The organism is Psychromonas sp. MME2 (assembly GCF_040566515.1).
GTDB lineage: Bacteria > Pseudomonadota > Gammaproteobacteria > Enterobacterales > Psychromonadaceae > Psychromonas.
Genome location: NZ_JBEWXI010000011.1, coordinates 57,662 through 77,357, shown reverse-complemented (window position 1 = coordinate 77,357; position 19,696 = coordinate 57,662). Strand labels below are relative to the sequence as shown.

Annotated in this window: 15 protein-coding genes and 2 pseudogenes; 10 read left to right on the top strand and 7 right to left on the bottom strand. The window is 40.1% G+C overall.

Going from position 1 to position 19,696, the window contains the following annotated elements; translation table 11 throughout:
* Positions 1–22: 22 nt before the first annotated feature.
* From AB1A03_RS09855 to AB1A03_RS09845, 3 genes are all read left to right on the top strand, one after another.
* Positions 23–751 (top strand): SIR2 family NAD-dependent protein deacylase, encoded by a 729-nt coding sequence (locus AB1A03_RS09855; RefSeq protein WP_354624494.1) that lies wholly within the window; start codon positions 23–25, stop codon positions 749–751.
* Positions 752–998: 247 nt separating this feature from the next.
* Positions 999–1,205 carry a cold-shock protein gene (locus tag AB1A03_RS09850; protein WP_354624493.1) on the top strand — a complete coding sequence of 69 codons (207 nt, stop codon included), beginning with the start codon at positions 999–1,001 and terminating at the stop codon, positions 1,203–1,205.
* A 132-nt stretch (positions 1,206–1,337) separates the two neighbouring features.
* Positions 1,338–1,847, top strand: coding sequence for a M48 metallopeptidase family protein (locus tag AB1A03_RS09845; protein ID WP_354624492.1), 510 nt, complete (start codon positions 1,338–1,340; stop codon positions 1,845–1,847).
* On the opposite strand, the gene oleD is transcribed toward AB1A03_RS09845, so the two are convergent.
* The 6 genes from oleD to mnmC2 all read right to left on the bottom strand — a co-directional run bounded on the left by oleD (position 1,833) and on the right by mnmC2 (position 8,671).
* Complete coding sequence (gene oleD, locus AB1A03_RS09840) at positions 1,833–2,903, bottom strand: 2-alkyl-3-oxoalkanoate reductase (RefSeq protein WP_354624491.1); 1,071 nt, start codon at positions 2,901–2,903, stop codon at positions 1,833–1,835. The two genes, AB1A03_RS09845 and oleD, sit on opposite strands and share 15 nt — an antisense overlap.
* Before the next feature lie 12 nt (positions 2,904–2,915).
* Positions 2,916–4,571: an olefin beta-lactone synthetase gene (gene oleC, locus AB1A03_RS09835; protein WP_354624490.1), complete on the bottom strand. Its 1,656-nt coding sequence runs from the start codon at positions 4,569–4,571 to the stop codon at positions 2,916–2,918.
* Positions 4,571–5,452, bottom strand: a complete 882-nt coding sequence (locus tag AB1A03_RS09830) for an alpha/beta fold hydrolase (protein ID WP_354624489.1) — start codon at positions 5,450–5,452, stop codon at positions 4,571–4,573. Before AB1A03_RS09830 ends, oleC begins: the two co-directional genes overlap by 1 nt.
* A gap of 1 nt (position 5,453) precedes the next feature.
* Positions 5,454–6,503, bottom strand: coding sequence for a 3-oxoacyl-ACP synthase III (locus AB1A03_RS09825; RefSeq protein ID WP_354624488.1), 1,050 nt, complete (start codon positions 6,501–6,503; stop codon positions 5,454–5,456).
* Between the two features lie 153 nt (positions 6,504–6,656).
* Positions 6,657–7,817, bottom strand: coding sequence for an FAD-dependent 5-carboxymethylaminomethyl-2-thiouridine(34) oxidoreductase MnmC1 (gene mnmC1, locus AB1A03_RS09820; protein WP_354624487.1), 1,161 nt, complete (start codon positions 7,815–7,817; stop codon positions 6,657–6,659).
* A gap of 17 nt (positions 7,818–7,834) precedes the next feature.
* Positions 7,835–8,671, bottom strand: coding sequence for a tRNA (5-methylaminomethyl-2-thiouridine)(34)-methyltransferase MnmC2 (gene mnmC2, locus AB1A03_RS09815; protein ID WP_354624486.1), 837 nt, complete (start codon positions 8,669–8,671; stop codon positions 7,835–7,837).
* A gap of 112 nt (positions 8,672–8,783) precedes the next feature.
* On the opposite strand from mnmC2, the pseudogene fabB reads away from it, so the two are divergent.
* The 7 genes and pseudogenes from fabB to AB1A03_RS09780 all read left to right on the top strand — a co-directional run bounded on the left by fabB (position 8,784) and on the right by AB1A03_RS09780 (position 18,338).
* Positions 8,784–9,997, top strand: a pseudogene (fabB, locus tag AB1A03_RS09810) (beta-ketoacyl-ACP synthase I).
* A gap of 65 nt (positions 9,998–10,062) precedes the next feature.
* A complete protein-coding gene (locus AB1A03_RS09805; RefSeq protein ID WP_354624485.1) occupies positions 10,063–11,184 on the top strand; it encodes a 4-phosphoerythronate dehydrogenase in 1,122 nt (373 codons plus the stop codon).
* A gap of 14 nt (positions 11,185–11,198) precedes the next feature.
* Positions 11,199–12,212, top strand: a complete 1,014-nt coding sequence (locus AB1A03_RS09800; RefSeq protein ID WP_354624484.1) for an aspartate-semialdehyde dehydrogenase — start codon at positions 11,199–11,201, stop codon at positions 12,210–12,212.
* A 147-nt stretch (positions 12,213–12,359) separates the two neighbouring features.
* Positions 12,360–14,825, top strand: a complete 2,466-nt coding sequence (locus AB1A03_RS09795) for a FimV/HubP family polar landmark protein (RefSeq protein ID WP_354624483.1) — start codon at positions 12,360–12,362, stop codon at positions 14,823–14,825.
* Positions 14,826–15,105: 280 nt separating this feature from the next.
* A pseudogene (nagZ, locus tag AB1A03_RS09790) lies at positions 15,106–16,115 on the top strand (beta-N-acetylhexosaminidase).
* Between the two features lie 151 nt (positions 16,116–16,266).
* Entirely contained in the window at positions 16,267–16,806 is a 540-nt protein-coding gene (gene ycfP, locus AB1A03_RS09785) for an alpha/beta hydrolase YcfP (protein WP_354624482.1), read from the top strand.
* A 245-nt stretch (positions 16,807–17,051) separates the two neighbouring features.
* A complete protein-coding gene (locus AB1A03_RS09780) occupies positions 17,052–18,338 on the top strand; it encodes an NAD(P)/FAD-dependent oxidoreductase (protein ID WP_354624481.1) in 1,287 nt (428 codons plus the stop codon).
* Between the two features lie 60 nt (positions 18,339–18,398).
* Here AB1A03_RS09780 and AB1A03_RS09775 read toward each other — a convergent pair whose 3' ends face one another.
* The gene (locus AB1A03_RS09775) at positions 18,399–19,667 is read right to left on the bottom strand and encodes a YeeE/YedE family protein (protein ID WP_354624480.1); all 1,269 of its coding nucleotides are present in this window, start codon (positions 19,665–19,667) and stop codon (positions 18,399–18,401) included.
* Positions 19,668–19,696 lie beyond the last annotated feature (29 nt).

Here is a 19,696-nt window from a genome sequence, read left to right as displayed (position 1 = left end):
AGTGGACGAACAAGGAATGCAGATGGCAATTAATCTCTCTCAATATTCAAAAATATTCGTGCTAACCGGTGCGGGTATCTCCGCAGATTCTGGCTTGCAAACCTACCGTGGTAGCGGTGGTATATGGGAAGAGCATGAAGTTGAGCGTTATGGCTCAATCACTGCATTTAACCGTTCACCGGCGGACACTTGGCGATTATTTGGTAGCCTGCGAGAACCTGTGCTTGCAGCAGAGCCTAATGCCGCACACCTTGCTTTAGTGCAATTAGAAAAGCATTTATCGGCAGATCAAAAGCTATTGCTAGTGACACAAAACGTAGACGGTTTGCATCAACGTGCAGGTAGTAAAAATGTCATCAATTTACATGGCGATATTATGTATAGCAAATGTAGCAATTCACACTGTAAACTAGCACGTTATCGTGATCAGCAAGGACATCTGGATAGGACGCCTGAATGCCCGCTATGTGGGAGTCCAATTCGCCCTGATATTGTTCTGTTTGGCGAAGATATTCCGGCATTAAGTGATGGCGTTATTGAAACCTTTTTACAGGAATGCGATCTGTTTATTGCCATCGGCACTTCTGGTACGGTTTATCCGGCCTCTAATTTTGTCAGTATCGCAGCCTATAATGGGGCGCGAACCCTGTTGGTTAATCTACAACCGATGGAACGATCAACCGCGCGTTTCAAGAAGAGTACCTTGGAAAAGCGCAAGATATCTTGCCACAGTTATTCACAGAATCATTAAAATAGAACTAACTTATTATATTGATGGGAAGTGTTTTATATATATGATTATTTACAAATGAGTACTTGACCGTTAATGAAAACACTATATAGTGGCGGTCAGCAAAAAAGAAAGCCTTTTGTTTACATTCTCCAATTCGTTGTTTTATTAATAATACCACGCACTGTAGTTTTTAAGTTCCAGTCTGTTTTTACGCTATCCCGCCAATATGGCATTCTTACATTAAATAAAATTACAGGATATTATTATGTCTAAAGTTCAAGGTACAGTTAAGTGGTTTAACGAATCTAAAGGTTTTGGTTTCATCGAGCAAGCATCTGGTCCAGATGTATTCGCACACTTCAGTGCAATTGCAAGCGAAGGTTTCAAAACTTTAGCTGAAGGCCAAAAAGTAGAATTCACTGTTAGCCAAGGTCAAAAAGGCCCACAAGCTGACAACATCGTAGCACTTTAATTTGCTGTGATATATTTAGCTCTTTATGAGTGCTAAATAATATAGAGAATGGTAGGTCCGTATGGATTTACCATTTTTTTTGCTTAAATTTTAATTTATATTCTCTCCATCCTCTTATTTACCGGTTAAGTCATGAAAGCATTACAATATATTGCCCATTACCCAGCAACTATTATTGCGCAAGTAGAAGGGCTAGTATCGGAAAATAAACTGGCGGCTTATTTAGTTAATAAATATCCAGAAAAAAACAGCATAAATAGTGAAAAAGCGCTCTTTGATTATGTGCAGGATTATAAAAAACGTTATGTGAAACAGTCATCACCGTTGAGTAAAGTCTGTTTTGATCCGAAAATACAGCTTGTTAAGCATGCCCTCGGGACACATACCTATGTTTCACGTGTACAAGGGGGGAAATTAAAAGCAAAGCAGGAAATCCGTATTGCAACGCTATTTAAAAATGCACCGCAGGCGATGCTCGATATGATAGTGGTTCATGAGCTGGCGCATTTAAAAGAGAAAGAGCACAACAAGGCATTTTATAATTTATGCTGTTATATGTTGCCTAATTATCATCAACTCGAATTAGATACCCGCCTTTTTTTGATCGAAAATGAATTAAATGGTGGTTTAGGCATTTATTGATGGTTTGAGTTTTTCCATCCCTTCATCAATCGAGATTAATGCTTCATAGCCAAGATCACTCTTTGCCGCACTGATATCAAAATAGTGGCTCGTTGATAACTGTCTTGCAACAAAGCGCGTCATAATTGGCTCCTGTTGTTTGCGTAGGGCAATATAAATCCACTCCAACAATGTTCCAACAGAGTATGCAAGTTGTGTTGAGACCCGTTTGCTGACCGCTGGTAGTTCTTTGCAAGCGAGTATCTTATTTAGCATGTCGGCCATCAAAATAGGCTCATCATTGCTTAGAAAGTAAGCCTTACCTGTACAGCGAGAGGCATTAGCGCATAATTCGACAGCGGCGAGTAGGTGGCCGTAAACGGCATTATCGATGTAAATCGTATCAACGAGTTTGTCCGTTTTTCCGACTAATTTTAGTTTACCGGCTTCTGCCCGTTGTAATACCCTAGGCGTTAAATGCGGATCACCTGGCCCCCATATTAAGTGTGGTCGTAGGGCGGTTGTTTTAAGATTTTCATGATTGGCCTGTAAAATTTTCTGCTCTGCAATTGCCTTCGAAAGGCCATAAAAATTTAAAAACTGTGCGGCATAGGGAGCCGATTCATCAATACCTTCTTCATCAACACCAGAAAAGGTAACGCTTGGCGTACTGGTATAGACTAACTGTTTTATATTATGTGCTAAACATGCCGCGATTATGTTTTCAGTTCCCTGTACATTGGGTAAGAAATAGGAATCTTTACTCCCCCATACCCCTGCTTTAGAGGCAACATGAAAAACCAGGTCACAATCTTGCATGGCATCTAACAGAGCCATTTCATCACAGATATCACCTTGTATTAGCTCGATCCCCATTGCCCGAAGTTCTGGATAATCACCACGAGCAAAACCCACAACTTGTATATCAGCACTGCGTAAGAATCGGCACAGAGCTTTACCTAAAAAACCACCCGCACCAGTGACAAAAACACGTTTCACCTTTCCTGAAAGTTGTTTTAGTACAAGTTGTTGTTGTGGATGTAATTCATTGAATACAGGAGTCGTGTTAAATGACATGGTTAATTTCGCTTATTTATTGATTTGTTGCTGCGCCCAAATAGCTAATTTTTCCCTAAATATTTTCGCGTTATGGCGAATATCCATCGGGAAATTTGGGTGCACTAAAAATTTTTCAATACCGACCGTTTGAGTGTGTCTATCGGCAATTAGCCGCAATTCAGTAAAAATCATTTTTGCGCTTTTATGCGTGTCACGATTAAGCTCGATGCACAACAGTGGCACTATATTCCCATTTTCTTCAATACTCACTAAGGCACTACGTTTAATCGCTTGGTGGGTGTTGAAAATACGCTCACAGGAGATGGAAAAAAAGCGCTTTTCTTGCTCATTAATGGTTGCTTGTACGCTGTGTGATGCGCGTCCACACATCCATAAGCGTCCCTGTTCATCGAAATAGCCGCTATCACCCATACGGTGACGTACCTGTTGACCATCTATAATTTTACTCGCCAGTGTTGCCTGATCGCGATGATAATAGCGCTCGCTTACTTGCGGTCCTTTTACTACAATCTCACCAATTTCATAGCTGGGTAAGCTAAGGCTATCGTCCCATTTGTCGATAATTTTATCGCTAATAGCGATGATTTTAACGTCCACCCCTGCAACGGGTAAACCGACACAAATACCGCCACCGGTATCGGTGATGCTATGGGTACGTAATAGCTGTGAACTGGCAATTTTACTGATTGGTAACGCCTCGGTTGCACCGTAGGAGTTAATCACTTCGCTATTACCTGACAGCAATTTGGTAAAGCGTTCAATGGATGGCAAGGTCGCAGGCGCTCCTGCACTGATAACTCGTTTTATGCTAGATAATTTGATTTGCTGTTTGTTGCCTGCTTGTCCTAATAGTTCGATTAATGCGGGGTTAGCAAATAAATTTGTGCATTGATACTTTTCAATTGCGGCAAAAATATGGTTAGGATTGGCTGTTATCGGTTTGCTTGCATCCATATCAGGTACAATGGAAGCCATTCCCAGTGCGGGGCCAAAAAGCGAAAATAGCGGAAAAGTTGCTAAGTCGCGTTCACCTTGTTTAATTTCATAATCATTTTTAAGCACATTTATTTGTGCTTCAAACATCGCATGTGAATATACAACGCCTTTCGGGCTGCCAGTGCTGCCACTGGTAAATAAGATAGCCGCCATTTCATGGTCAGCAAGTTGTACCATTTGATAAGAGCGATTGCTTTGATGGCGGCGTAATAAGGTGTTGAGGCTAATATCAGCAAAAAGATTTACTCCCCCCACATTAATGGTCTGTTTAATACTCTCTTTGCCCCAAGAAAATAGTTTTCTCGCTAGATGTGCCTTAGGGATACCAATAAAAACCTCTGGTTTTGCTTCAATAAAACATTGTTTGAGATTTTTAATCCCCATGCCGGGATCCACTAAAATAGGGACGATGCCCGCTTTGAAAAGTGCAAAAGTGAGTGCAAAAAAATCAATACTGGGTGTAACCATTAATACCGCCTTTGTGCCACGCTTCAGACCATATTGATTAAGCGCAAAGGCGATCGCATCGGAGCGTTCATTTAGTTGCTTAAAATTGATCTCTTGATAGCTTAATTTGGTCAATTTTTTTGTTTGTACTGCGACGGCAAGCGCATCGGGTAATTCACTTGCTGCATTGACCAGATGTTGGCAAAGGTTTGTATTACTCATCAATGATTGGCTGCCATAAATTGTTCAATAAGCGGGATCACCTCATCACTGGCATCTTCAAGAATATAATGGCCACAATCGGCGAATTCATGGCACGCTGCCTGTGGTAACTTCTCTTTCCATACCGCTAAGAAATGTTTGTCGAAAACGAAATCCTTCAGCCCCCAACAGATGAGGGTGGGGATGTTTTGATAATGCGCGAGACTAGCTTCTATTTCTGAAACTAATTGATAATTCACATCGCGTCTGAAAAGTGGAATATCCTGTACAAAACGCAGTGTAGAAATGCGATTGTTCCAAGAGTTGAAGGGCATAACATAGGCTTGACGGATAGCCTTTGCCATCGGTTTTCGCTTCACACCCACATAGGATGCGATCGAAGAAAAGGCATTAAAACCACGCACTAACACCGTGCCCAATAGGGTATTACGACAGATCCATAATGGCATCGGAAATCGTTTACTCTTTGGGATATGAAAAGCGGCGGTGTTTAATATCACCAACTGCTTGATACGTTCAGGGTGGCGCGCTGCGTAGCCCAGTCCAATCATTCCTCCCCAGTCATGTACAACTAGGGTAATATTCTCTTTAACATTGAGAGAATCGAGCAACGCTTCTAAGTCATCGATACGTGTTTTTAGGGTATATTTATAATCGCTGTCACTCGGTTTGTCAGATAAACCACAGCCAATATGGTCTGGGACAATACATTGATAATTGGCACTTAATGCAGAAACTAAATTGCGGTAATAAAAAGACCAACTTGGATTACCATGGACCATAACAACCGGATCGCCACTACCTTCATTAAGATAGTGATATTTTTGACCATTACGATTTAAGTAATTACGTTTAAAGGGAAATAAAGTATCTAAATTCATCTTACCATTCCAACCCTAACATCATGCAGTTAAGACCACTGCCTATACCGAGAAAACTTACTTTGTCACCTTTGCTTAAAAAGCCTTGCTCATGGGCAATGGCTGCGGTGACAGGGAGAGAGACTGTACCCATATTGCCAAGTTTCTGATAGGTCGGAAACTCTTTGTGTGCAGGAATATTTAGTGCAGCTAAGACTTGCTTTTGATTGGCTGAGCCCACTTGGTGACAAATAACTTTGTCAACATTTTCGCTTATCCAATTTTGCTGTGTTAAAAAATGCTGCCAAGTATTATAGGCAAGTGCTACCCCTTCTTTGAGTAATGGCACGGCATTAGTGCGCATAAACTCGCGATGCAGTTTTAAACCCACTTCTTGTAAGCCCCATTTACACAGGTCATGGTGCTCGGGCGCGGAAAGGTGACTGGCACCGAGCAATTTATGTTTACGGCTATTGGTGAGCGGTAAACTATCATCGGTTAATAAAACCGCCACTGCGCCAGAGCCTCCCGTCAGTGTTGCTAGGGATTGAGAAAAATTTTGAATGGTTGGATTTTCTAGCATATTGTCGATAGTGATATCGACGATATGGCGAGCAGATTCACAGGAAACGACTAATCCCGCTTTGATCTGTCCAAGCTCTATACGATTAGCCACATCTAAGATGCCTGTTAACACGCCTAAGCAGGCATTACTGATATCATAAATGGCAGTATGGTTGTTAACGCCAAGCTCAGCAGCTATTCGGCAGGCCGTGGCTGGCTCATGTTGATCTCGGCAGACGCCAGTATAAACAACGGCACCAATATCATTGATATCAATATCGGTTTCTGCAATGGTTTTTTTAGCGGCAGCAATGGCACCGTCGGATAAACGATGATTACTTGGCCACCAACGACGTTCTTGTATACCCGTTAAGGCAGCAAGTTGTCCCATAGGAATCCGTAATTTTTGATATAAAGGCGCAAGACGCGCTTCTAATTCGTTACTGGAAATGGCTTCTGGTGCCAATTCGTAAGCTAGGCTGTTGATAAAAACGCGGGAATATTTCATTAAACTGTATAATGTCTCATTAATTCTATATTTTAGTCAGGTTTATGCCGCGCATGGAGCATTCCCTAAAGTCGAGGGCGTAGATTAACGCAATTCTACCTTTTAACAAAGAGTAAAGGGAAAGAATATAAAGCTTATGGTCGTTATCGTTACTTATATCTTCATTTTTTTACCTTTTTGCAGGTAATTCACCCACTGCCTATTTGTTTGCATGGCATTTAATATGTTTTTTGATAAGGGGAGTGGCGAACCCTCGATTTGGCTAGCAAGTATTTCAGCGGCAAGGGGGGCTGAACATAATCCACGAGAGCCTAATCCGGTTAAGATGAATATATTCTCATAAAAGGGCGCATTTTCCGCCGGTAATGATTTTTCTGCATCTTCATAAAGCGTTTTGGTTGCTTCATAGTCAGCTAATGCGCCAACATAAGGGAAGTGGTCACGTGTGGTGCTGCGAATACCGATATGTGCCTCTTGATGGTCACAATCAATGGTCTCCGTCCATGCGCTGTTGGGGAGACATTTTTGCAGCTTAAGTTTATTTTCACGTTGCTCATCAAGTGCAAAAGATGGATCCATAATATGGCGCTTAAACGTCGCACCCATACAATGTTTCCCTCCATATTGTGGTGTTAAATAACCTTCATGGCATAGGGGGACTTGTAAATTTGAAAGCCAGTTATTGGTTGCAATATGAGTCACTTGACCACGAGCTGCCGATAACGGAATGGCGCGACATTGGGTAAAATTTAGTGTTTCGAATCCACAGGCCAATATTAATAGGTCATGTTCTCGTTGTTGCTCCATAAAATGCAATTTACAACCCGTTGGCGAGTGACTAAAAGAGTGTAGTTGCTGATTTAAATGGATGGTTAATTCACCTAACTGTTTAGCGCTGGCGAAAATAGCCCGGACCATTTGCACCGGGCTTAACCAGCCTGCAAGTGGATAAAAAAGCGCAGCGGTATCAATTTGTAAATTAGCGATATCATTACACTCTGTTGTACAAACGTACTTAACAAGTTGGTCGGGTAGCTGCGCCTGTAAAATTTTCTCTAATTTGTTTGTTGCGCTCTGATCATAGTAGAGCTGCAATAGTCCCGATAAATCATGGGCAAAGGGACTGCTTTGTTGCAGCTTTTGGACATAGTTACGTGAAAACAGAAAGGCATTGGCAAAGAATTGACTGAGCGAATTATGCTGCTGGTTTAATAATGGATAGAGTGCCCCCTGTTGATTACCTGATGCGCCCGATGCGATGTCACTATTTTGACAATATAGGGTGACTTTATAACCGCGTTTTATTAACGCCAAGGATAGACATGCACTGCTTATTCCCCCCCGATAATGGCTATATCACGGCTACGTGTGGTTGCAGTAGGTCGGTAATGTTGTCCCTGTAATATTGATTTTATTGGGGATGATACGAGTTGCCCGACTAACATTTCCCGTTTTTTGCCATAACCTTTACGTTTGTTCATGTTAAAACCAGCTAAAGTTAATCCTCGTCGGACAAATCCTGCGGCAGTGAAGGTGGCGATGGTTGCGTTAGCCTTACAAGTCTGAGCTATCTGGGTAAAAAGCGCGTTGCTCCACATTTCTGGGTTTTTACTCGGCGCGAAACCATCGAGATACCAACAATCAAACAGCCCTGAGGGATAACAATAGAGCGTTGGCAAGGTGGTCGTTACATCACCAAACCAAAGGTCTAAGGTAATATCGAATTCATCTAAGGTTATGCGGTGGCATCCGGGGAGAGGCAGTGGGTATTGAGCGAGTAGCGGTGCAATAAAATTCTCGAGTAATGGCCATCTCTGTAAAGCCTGTTGTAAATCTGCAAGTGATAACGGGTATAGCTCAAAGCTAGTAAAATATAAACGCTTTAACGGAGCCTCGGGGTTTTCTCTTTTAAATTTTTGAAATTCCAAGCAGGTGATTAAAAAATTTAAACCTGTACCGAAGCCTGTTTCGGCAATGCTAAAAAAGGGCTGCGTTGATTTAAGCCATCGCTCAGGCAACGCATTACCCGCTAAAAACACATAAAGCGATTCCTTTAAACCTTCTTCTGTATTGAAGTAGATGTCTTGAAATTCAGGGGAATAAGGTTCTGACTGATCAGACCAGTCTATTTTTGCGTGTTGAATTAATTTGCTTTTACCTTGATACAAGTTATATTTCCCACTCTGTGCGATTATATTTGGATGCTCGATGTGTAGCTAACAAGTAAAACTACATTTCTATCATCATATAATTAGTCCCTCAAGCAATAAAGGCTTAATAATGAAAAGAGCAGTAATTACAGGTATTGGTATTGTTTCTAGTATTGGTAACAATAAAGAAGAAGTTTTAGCTTCACTTAAAAGTGGTAAATCAGGCATAACCTTCTCCGAGCAATTTGCAGAATTGAAAATGCGTAGCCACGTTTGGGGGGATTTAAAAATAGATCCATCGCAACATATTGACCGTAAAGTGATGCGTTTCATGGGTGATGCCGCTGCATATACTTATTTATCAATGGAACAGGCTATTGCCGACGCAAACTTACCACCTGAAATGGTCTCTAATGAGCGAACCGGGCATCGTTGCAGGGTCGGGTGGTGGCTCATCTAAAAATCAAGTAGAAGCTTGCCAAATTATGCTTGATAAGGGCGTTCGTCGTGTTGGCCCTTACATGGTGCCTCGTACCATGGCAAGTACCACATCTGCATGTGTTGCAACACCTTTTAAAATTAAAGGTATTAACTATTCAATGAGTTCTGCGTGCGCAACAAGCTCTCATTGTATTGGTCATGCACTTGAGCAAATTCAGCTTGGTAAACAAGATATTGTTTTTGCTGGTGGTGGTGAAGAGTTACATTGGACCATGGCTTGTGAGTTCGATGCCATGGGTGCTTTATCAAGTAAATACAACGAAACACCAGAAAAAGCGTCTCGTACTTATGATGCAAACCGTGACGGTTTTGTTATCTCCGGTGGTGGCGGTATGGTTGTCGTTGAAGAGTTAGAGCATGCGCTTGCTCGTGGTGCTAAAATATACGCTGAAATTGTTGGTTACGGTGCAACATCAGACGGTTACGATATGGTTGCTCCTTCTGGAGAAGGTGCTGTTTAGCTGTATGCGTCAGGCTTTATCGACGGTAGAGGGCGATATTGATTACCTTAATACACATGGTACTTCTACCCCCGTTGGCGACACTAAAGAGCTCGAGGCGATTAATGAAGTGTTTGGCGATAAAGCACCAAAGATTAGTGCGACAAAATCGCAAACAGGTCATGCTTTAGGTGCCGCTGGTGTCCATGAGGCCATTTATAGCCTGATCATGATGGAAAATAACTTTATCTCTCCTTCAATTAATATTGAAGAAATCGATGAAAAAGCAGTTAGTTTACCGATTGTTGCTAACCAAGCTGAGGATGCTAAATTGAACCTTGTTATGTCTAACAGTTTCGGTTTTGGTGGTACCAACGCAACCTTGGTATTTAAGCGTTACTAACCATTTAATTCGTTATTGATAATAAATAAAAAGGAGCTTACGCTCCTTTTTTTGTAGGAAATTAAATGAATATTTATATAGATGAAAATATTCCTTATGCACAGGAGTTCTTCGCTGAATTAGGCTCGCTACATTATTTTGCTGGTCGTAGTGTCACAGCGGAACAATTACGTCATGCCGATGTGTTATTAGTTCGCTCTATTACGCAAGTTAATGAGACGTTATTACACCTTAATCAGTCTCTTAAATTTGTTGGCACAGCAACCATCGGCACCGACCATATCGATCAAAAGTATCTACAAAACAGAGGCGTGGCTTTCAGCAGTGCGCCAGGGTGTAATAAGGTCTCTGTTGCGGAATATATTTTAAGTAGTTTGTTGGTACTCGCTGAAAAAAAACAGTTTCAACTCACCGATAAAACAGTGGCGATTGTTGGCGCTGGTAATACGGGTAGTGCGGTATTTCAACGTTTAACGGCTTTGGGTGTCAACTGTAAGTTATATGATCCCCCCTTGCAGCTAGCAGGTGATAAGCGCGATTTTTGTCAATTCAGCGATGTTCTCAAAGCGGATATCATTACCCTACATGTCCCTAAAATCACTGTAGGTCCGTTTCCAACGGTCCATATGTTTAACCATGAAGTGTTATCGACATTAACGAGTGGGCAGATTTTATTGAATGCATCACGTGGTGATGTGATTGATAATCAAGCCTTGTTAGAAATTGCCAACGGGCAGAAGTTACCCTCTCTCGTATTTGACGTGTGGGAAAATGAACCCAATATAGAAAAACGGTTGTTACCTTTGGTGGAAATTGCAACACCGCATATTGCCGGTTATAGCTTAGATGGCAAAGTACGTGGGACGGAAATGCTATATCAAGCATTAACCGATTTATTGTCGTTACCAACAACGTATACGTTAAAGGATTTCCTACCGACTGCTGCGATTAATGCTATCAATATTTCACAGACAGTGGACCAAACACTATTAAAATCACTCGTCCATCTGATTTTTGATGTGCGCAGAGATGACTATTTATTCCGTCAAATGATTGAACAAGTTGATGGTTTTGATACTATGCGAAAAACTTACCAAGAACGCCGTGAATTATCTACATTGACGGTTAACGCACATAAATCACAAAATGCATTATTAACTAGGTTAGGTTTTTCAACTAACGAGTAACAGCAAGGAATACAATGAAATCTGAATATAATATCGCGCTGATAGGTGACATCCATGGGTGTATTGAAACGACACTAGAAGTGCTTGTCAAACGAGACTTTCCAGTTGCTAAGGTTTACCCGCTTGCTAATGGTGAAACAGATATTGAAACCGTTATGTTTTCAGGAAAATCGCTAACTGTTAGCAATATCGAGGAATTTGATTGGCAAAAAGTGGATATCGCATTTTTCTTAACGGATATCGAAACCACTCAAAAATGGGCAGATGTCGCGAGTGAGTATTGTATTGTTATAGATAATAGCGGCACTTTTAGCGAAGATATTAACGTTCCATTGGTCCAAATCGGTGTTAATGACGACCACCTTGGCCGTTATTTAGAAACCAATAAAATAGCGATTCCAAGCAGTGAAAGTGCGCAGTTAAGTTTAGCAATTAAGCAGATTAATCAAGAAGTGGGCTTAGTACGTGTCAATGTTGCAAGTTATCACTCTGTGTCGGTAACGGGTAAGGTTGGCGTAACAACGCTCGCAGGTGAAACCGCTCGCTTGTTAAATGGCATGGCAATAGAGAGTTCTAACTTTCCTCAACAGTGTGCGTTCAATGTGTTTCCACAAGTTGGCGCGCTTGATGATGAAGGTATTAGTTTAAGTGAATTACGTTTAGTAAATGAAATACGTTCACTATTAAATGACCCCGCTATTATTGTTTCATCAACACAGGCTGTTGTACCAATGTTTTATGGATGTGCGCAAGCCGTACACTTACAAACGCATTACCCTGTCGAGCTTGATGAGGTTGCACAGTCATTACATCACAGCGATGGAATTGTGTTAGCAAAATCAGTTTGTGATTATCCAGACATGATTAATGATGTTATTGGTAATGAGAGCGTACAAGTCGGGCGATTACGAAAAGATGTTTGTGATCCATGTGGTATCAATCTATGGGTTTGTGCAGATAACATTCACTTTGGTATTGCGACAAATGCGATTATGGTTGCTGAAAAGCTAATACATACCTATTTATAATTTTGAATAGAATATTATAGTGGGCTAATTCTCAATTCTAGCCTAACTTTTTAGATAATTACACGGCAGTTGAATGAGCTAGTTTATTATTCAAGTTAATAGAACTGTTTATTAACGACTTATTTTTGCTTTTAACAAGGAATGGATATGAAGCGTCTCCTGCTTACTCTTGTATGCTGCTCTTCTTTAATATTTTCTGCACCACAAAGTTTCGCCCTTGATTTAACGGGACCTAATGGAGAAACTGCAACTTCTAATGGGCAATATGGGCCAATTACGACGAGTGAAACATTATGGTCAATTGCCTCTAAACTTAGACCGAGCGATAGGGTTAGTATTCAACAAACCCTTCTTGGTATCTATAAATTAAATCCTAATGCATTTTTTAACGGTAATATTAATAGACCGATTGCATCTTCGAATATTACCATTCCAACGTTAGACTTCGTTTTACAACAAACAGATAGAGAGGCGATGGCGTTAATTAACAAGTATACGCCTAAGCCTAACGTAACGGTAAATAAAGCCAAATCCAGCGTAACACCTGCTAAAAAAAATACTAAACCGGAAGCGCAATCAGTCGCACAGGCTCCACAAAAAAATGAGAAGTCGATTATTGCACAGAAAGCCGTAGATGAGGCATTAAAAGAAGAGTTATTGGTTGTAAAAAATGAATTGATCGCGCTTCAAGTTGAATCGGTAAAGCAACAAAATAGCTTTAATAGTCTCCAAGAAGATCTATTAGTTGAGACTGAGAAAAATCAAAAATTAATACAAATAATTGATCCACTTCGTGAAGAGCTCAGTTCAACACAGGCTGCACTGGAAGCCGAATTAGCGAATAATAAAGCTTTACAGATCACCCTTGCAGATTATCGAGCCCAATTAGACGCCGTTGCAGCTCGCCCATTTAGCGGTGAAGGGCTGTTTAATGAAGTATTACGTTGGATAACGTCTTCTTTGACCAACTTACTATTAGTGATCTTCTTCCCTATATTATTATTACTCGCTATTTTTGTCATTATCTCACGCATGAGTGTTAAAAAGTCATTAGCCGAGCAAAATGAAGAACTTGCACAATCTACAAGTATGTTGATGGAAGAGCATGGCAAATTTGATTCGCTACTAACTGAAGATATTTTTGCCGAAGGTGAGAGTGAGCAAGAAATAGATTTTTCTGCACAAGAATCCGCTGAGCCGGAAACCATCAATATTGATGATGACGAAGAAAATGACTTTTCATCAGAGTTGCAACATATTGATTTGGAGGAGATTATCCCTGGTGGTGACACTGCTCCTGAAACAATGGATGTTGATTTAGATAATAGTGATGTAGATCCATTCGGCATTAATGAGTTAGTTGAAAATGAATCATTATCGACGATTAATTTAGATGATGATGAACCCGCTCATGATGAGGATGATCCCTTTGGTATTGCAGCACTTGTTAATGCAGAAGATCTAATTAGTAATGATGATTTAGATTTGGCGGCGGAATGGGAAGCGCAATTAGCTGAAGAGGATAGCAATGTAAAGCAAAATGATGTTACGGAGCAAGATGAATGGAGTATAGACTCGGCCGTAACATCACCAAAAACAGATGAGGTAACTCAACCAGAAGTTATTAGTGAGAATATCACCGATCCAGATATGATTTCTGATTTGTTAGAGTCAACGCAGTCAAGCAATGCTAAATCTGTTAGTACTGAATTAGATGATTTATTAGCTCAGGAAGAACAGGAACAAGCCGATATTGATGATTTGCTTGCTCAAGCGCAACCCGACGAAACCGATATTGACGATTTGCTCGCACAAGCACAAACCGATGAAGCCGATATTGACGATTTGCTTGCTCAAGTGCCAAGCGATGAAGCCGATATTGATGATTTACTGGCTCAAGCGCCAAGCGATGAAGCCGATATTGATGATTTACTGGCTCAAGCGCCAAGCGATGAAGCCGATATTGACGATTTACTGGCTCAAGCGCAAAGCGATGAAGCTGATGCCGATGATTTGCTTGCTCAAGCGCAAAGCGATGAATCTGATATTGACGATTTGCTCGCGCAAGCGCAAACCGATGATGCCGATATTGACGATTTGCTCGCGCAAGCGCAAACCGATGATGCCGATATTGACGATTTGCTCGCGCAAGCGCAAAGCGATGAAGCTGATATCGATGATTTACTCGCACAAGCGCAAAGCGATGAAGCTGATATCGATGATTTACTGTCTCAAGCGCAAAGCGATGAAGCCGATATTGACGATTTGCTTGCTCAAGCGCAAACTGATCAAGATGAGATTGTTAAAAAGAATGATTTTATCGATATCGAGACATTGATGGAAGATAGTGAACAGTCTAATAATAAAGAAGATCTTTATGACGAATTTGATTTAGATTTCGGTTTAGATGAGTTTCCGGATGTTATTAATGCTGAGTCTGATATCGACATTGATGATGATGAAAATGGAGTAAGTGCGCAACTAGACTTAGCAAGAGCGTACCTAGAAATAGATGATAAAAAAGGGGCTAAGGAGATTCTATTATCTATTTTAAATAAGAGTAATCCAGTTCAGCGAGTTGAAATCGAAAAGCTTATACAACGCATTGAATAGTGGCGTGATATTTATAACAATAAAAAAGCCAGCTTTGCTGGTTTTTTTATATATTCACTGTGCAAGGAATGTAATAATCCTAACCAATTTATACAATCCGCATAAGTATCTGCTCTATCTTGTTGGGTAAAATAATAGATAACAGCGTTGCATTCAATCGTAATAGCGAGCTATTACTCAATCATACGCCTTGCTCTCCATCATTTTCCCTCAACAAGTTATGACTATAATATTATGCGAATTGGTATAATTCCCGAACGATCCTATATGAGAAAAAGTGATGAGACCGATAATAATTGATTTGAAAGGTGTAGAGTTAGATGCGCAAGAGAAGGAGATATTAGCTCATCCTTTAGTCGCGGGGGTTATCTTATTTACTCGGAATTTTGTTGATATTAAGCAACTCAAGGAGCTTGTCCAACAAATCCGTTATCATGCTAAAAATGATTTATTAATCAGTGTTGACCATGAAGGAGGTCGAGTGCAACGTTTCCGTCATGGCTTTACAACGTTACCTGCCGCGGGAAGTTTGCTGCAGTGCCATGATTTGGAAAAAGCTCAACAACTTGCCTTTTGCAGTGGCTCTGTGATGGCTAGTGAGCTGATAGCCTGTGACATCGATTTAAGTTTTGCACCTGTACTAGACTTAAATGGCATTTCTGATGTCATAAAAGAACGGGCATTTTCATCGGACGTGAATACAACAATTAAATTGGCACAAGCCTATATACAAGGTATGCAAAGTGTTGGCATGCGTGCAACGGGAAAACATTTTCCTGGTCATGGTAGTGTTAAAGCTGATTCTCACGTCGATTTCCCGGTAGATAAGCGTAGTGAAGAAGCTATATTCACGAGCGACATTTTACCCTTTCAACAATTAATAAAGTGCGCTTCACTTGCTGCTGTAATGCCATCTCATGTTGTGTATGCGCAATGTGATCCACAACCGGCTTTTCATCATATTGGTTACAAACTATATTGCGTAAACAACTAAACTTCAAAGGTGTCATCATTAGCGATGATATTTCAATGAAAGGCGCTAGTTTTGCAGGTAACCATGTTAATAGAGCAGAGCAAGCAATTGCTGCTGGTTGTGATTTGGTTTTAGCATGCAATGACAGCGATGCTGCTATTTCAATATTAGATAACTTAGATGTTACAAGCGGGCTGAAAGATGATAGTGTACATAAATTAGCCCATATAAAAAATAAGTGCATATTGCCACTGAATCGGGATCCTAGTTGGATAGAAAATAGTCAAAAATTACGACGGTTTGTAGAAGATGTCTAATTACTTAAGTTCACCCCTTGCACTCTATTTTAATTCCCATAAACTTATGGATATACAGATTTGTTTGTATATGATGATGAACTATAAGTTTTAAAAGATTTGTAAACCAGTCGTGTAATTTACAATAGAAGAATAAGGCGGAAATATTTAAATGATCATTTATCTCCACGGCTTCGATGCAACAAGCCCAGGCAATCATGAAAAAGTGATGCAATTAAAGTTTATCGATGATGATGTTCGTTTCGTTCATTACAGCACCATACATCCAAAGCATGATATGAGTCATATTCTCAAAGAAGTACATAAGCATGTTCAGAGTAGTGATGATGATAATCCTCTAATATGTGGTGTTGGACTTGGAGGTTATTGGAGTGAGCGCATTGGCTATCTCTGTGGTATTAAACAGGTGTTATTTAATCCGAACCTTAATCCTGAAGATAATATGGTCGGTAAGATAGAATGGCCGGAAGAGTACCTTGATATAGCGACTAAATGTATCAATGATTTTCGTCGTAAAAATAGAGAAAATTGTTTATGTATCCTCTCTCGAACTGATGAAATGCTTAATTCAGCAGAGAGTGATTATCTTCTTTCTAAATATTATCCGATCATATTTGATGAAAATCAGGGGCACAAATTTCAAGATATTTCTCACCACCTGCAAACAATTAAACAATTTAAGCAGTCTTGATCAAATCGCTATAAAAAGAGAGATTTCATAGGTAACCGATTATTTCTCTTTTAACATTCCTGTAATAAAATAACCACATATCCACATTTAATGATTAGTGTTAACATACCCTTGTTTTTTTGTGTAAAATAATTACACTCTTCTGTGATTTAGCTATAAATATGTCCCTAGAAAATTTATTTATAACATTATTTTTGTTGATGAAATTAATGCTATAAATAAATTGTTATAAACTCGAGGTAAGTATGCTTAATATTGTAATTGTTGGTGGTGGGGCTGGTGGATTGGAGTTAGCGACATCATTAGGAAAAAAATTAGGGAAAAAAAGAAAAGCTCAAATCACACTCGTTGATAAAAATAGAACGCATTTATGGAAACCATTACTACACGAAGTCGCAGCAGGCTCTTTAGATGATGGTATTGATGCATTAAGTTATCGCGCCCATGCAACAAACCATGGTTTTAAATTTAGACTGGGAGCGCTTGATAATATTGATAGAGAAAATAAAAAAATTCATCTAGCGAGCCTTAATGACAGAGATGGCACGCAAATATTATCTGAAAGTGAATTAAGCTACGATATTTTAGTGATGGCGCTAGGGAGTGTTAGCAATGACTTTAACACGAAAGGGGTGGCTGACCACTGTATTTTCTTAGACAGTCCACAGCAAGCCAAGAAATTTCATCATCTCATGTTGAACAAGTATTTACAGCTTGGTGTGAAAGAAGCTGAACAAGTGAGTGTCGCTATTGTGGGCGCGGGTGCAACGGGTGTTGAATTATCAGCAGAACTGTACAATTCACTACAACAAGTTTCTAGTTACGGATTTGAAGAGATCAAATCAACGGATCTTAAAGTGAGTTTAATAGAAGCTGGTGATAAAATTTTACCTGCATTACCTGAAAGAATATCGGCATCAGCACATCAAGAGCTACTTAAGTTGGGTGTGGATGTACGTACCCAGACAATGGTTACTGAGGCGACTGAAGCGGGCTTAATGACTAAATCTGGCGAACTGATTAAAGCCGATTTAATCGTCTGGGCTGCTGGTATTAAAGGGCCTGACTTTTTGAAGGATATTGCGGGATTGGAAACCAACCGTATTAATCAGTTGGTGGTGAAAGCAAATTTACAAACAACATTAGATGAGACAATTTATGCATTAGGTGATTGTGCTAGTTGCCCATTACCAGGTGGTGGTTTTGTGCCTCCGCGTGCACAGTCTGCTCATCAGATGGCCTCTTTAGTGGCTAATAATATTTTAGCAACGATCAAAAATAAGCCGTTATCTGACTACCAGTATCGTGATTATGGTTCGCTTGTCTCATTAAGTAATTACAGCACAGTGGGTAGTTTAATGGGTAACTTGATGAAAGGGTCTATGAAAATTGAAGGACGCTTAGCGCGTTTAGTTTATGTCTCTCTGTATAGAATGCATCAAGTAGCTTTACATGGCTATTTACGTACGGGCTTAATGACCTTGGTTGAAAAAATTAACCGTATTTTACGTCCTCGCTTAAAATTACACTAAAACAGAGGCTACCCGTTTTAAAGAACGGGTAGCCTAATCTTATATCTTCCTATTCATTACTTAACTAATTCGTTTAGCAACTCGATTACCAAATATTCCACCTGATACTAGTGCCACGAAGAAGATCCAGCCAGATAAGGATAAGTTGGCAATAGGAGTATATAGCGCCCCTACATTACAGCCATTTGCAAAACGAGTACCTAACCCCATTAATAGACCACCCATTGCAAATAAGGCGAGTTGTTTAGCAGAATAATTGAATGATAGTTTTAACTGCCCCATCATTAATACACAGAATAATGTACCAATAACTATACCAACATTTTGCACTGAAATAGGGTGCTCAAAGAAGGGGGTTGCAAACATACCAACAGGTCGATCAGCAAAGTGTGCGACCTGTTCAATTGGCATGCCGACGAAGGTTAATATTTGACCAACCCAAATACCAAAGGGGGTCGATGCTCCCCATCCCGTTTGCGTAACCGCTAACATTAATGTGAACATAATGACAATCATCATCGCACCTGCTTTCATTGACCAAGGTTCAACAAAAATTTGTTGATAGGTTTGTGCGCTTAATAATTTAAAAGGAGTGGCCGGCTTTTTATTTTTATCGGCAACTGTTTGTTGTTGCTCTATTTCAGTATCAATACCATGGTAAGTGCCTTTTTCACGACGTTTATCTTCATATTTTTTACATAGATAAATGACAATCGCAGCAAAAATAGTGGTTAAAATGATTGCGCCTAGGTAGCCATTTAGGCCATCAAAAGTGAATAAATCAGGCAGAAAAACACCATTATAATCAGGATTGTTAGCGTATGAAGCACTGGTAAATAGACTTTCTGTTATCCAAGGTTGTGAACTTTGTATTGGAAAACCGATAAATACACCTAAAGAAAAGAATATGAGTGTGACACCTGCACGTGGTAAATCCGTTACTAAATCCGTCATTACGCCAGATGCACAGCAAGAAGAGAAGGTCATACCGAAGCCAAAGGATAAGCCGCCTAGAATCAAACCGGCATTAATCGGATTAATCCATAGATTGTATGACTTAATATCGCTATTGAATAGGAAGCCTGCATTAACGATGGCTGTGACAATAAACAGAAGCATTAAAATCTGCATCAGTTTAGTTGAACCCCCTCGATAGGCACGGTTAACACTTCCCGCAAATCCCATGAATCCACGAGTTAAAGCATAGCCTAATCCCATGCCGACCAGTAATCGGAAAAATAGCATTTGACTGCTTAATTCCCATTTACCAAAAAACAGGGCGGCGAGTAAAATGCCGATACCTGCAAATGCTTGTTTTTTATTAATCATAAATGTATATCCAAAAATAATAATGAAGC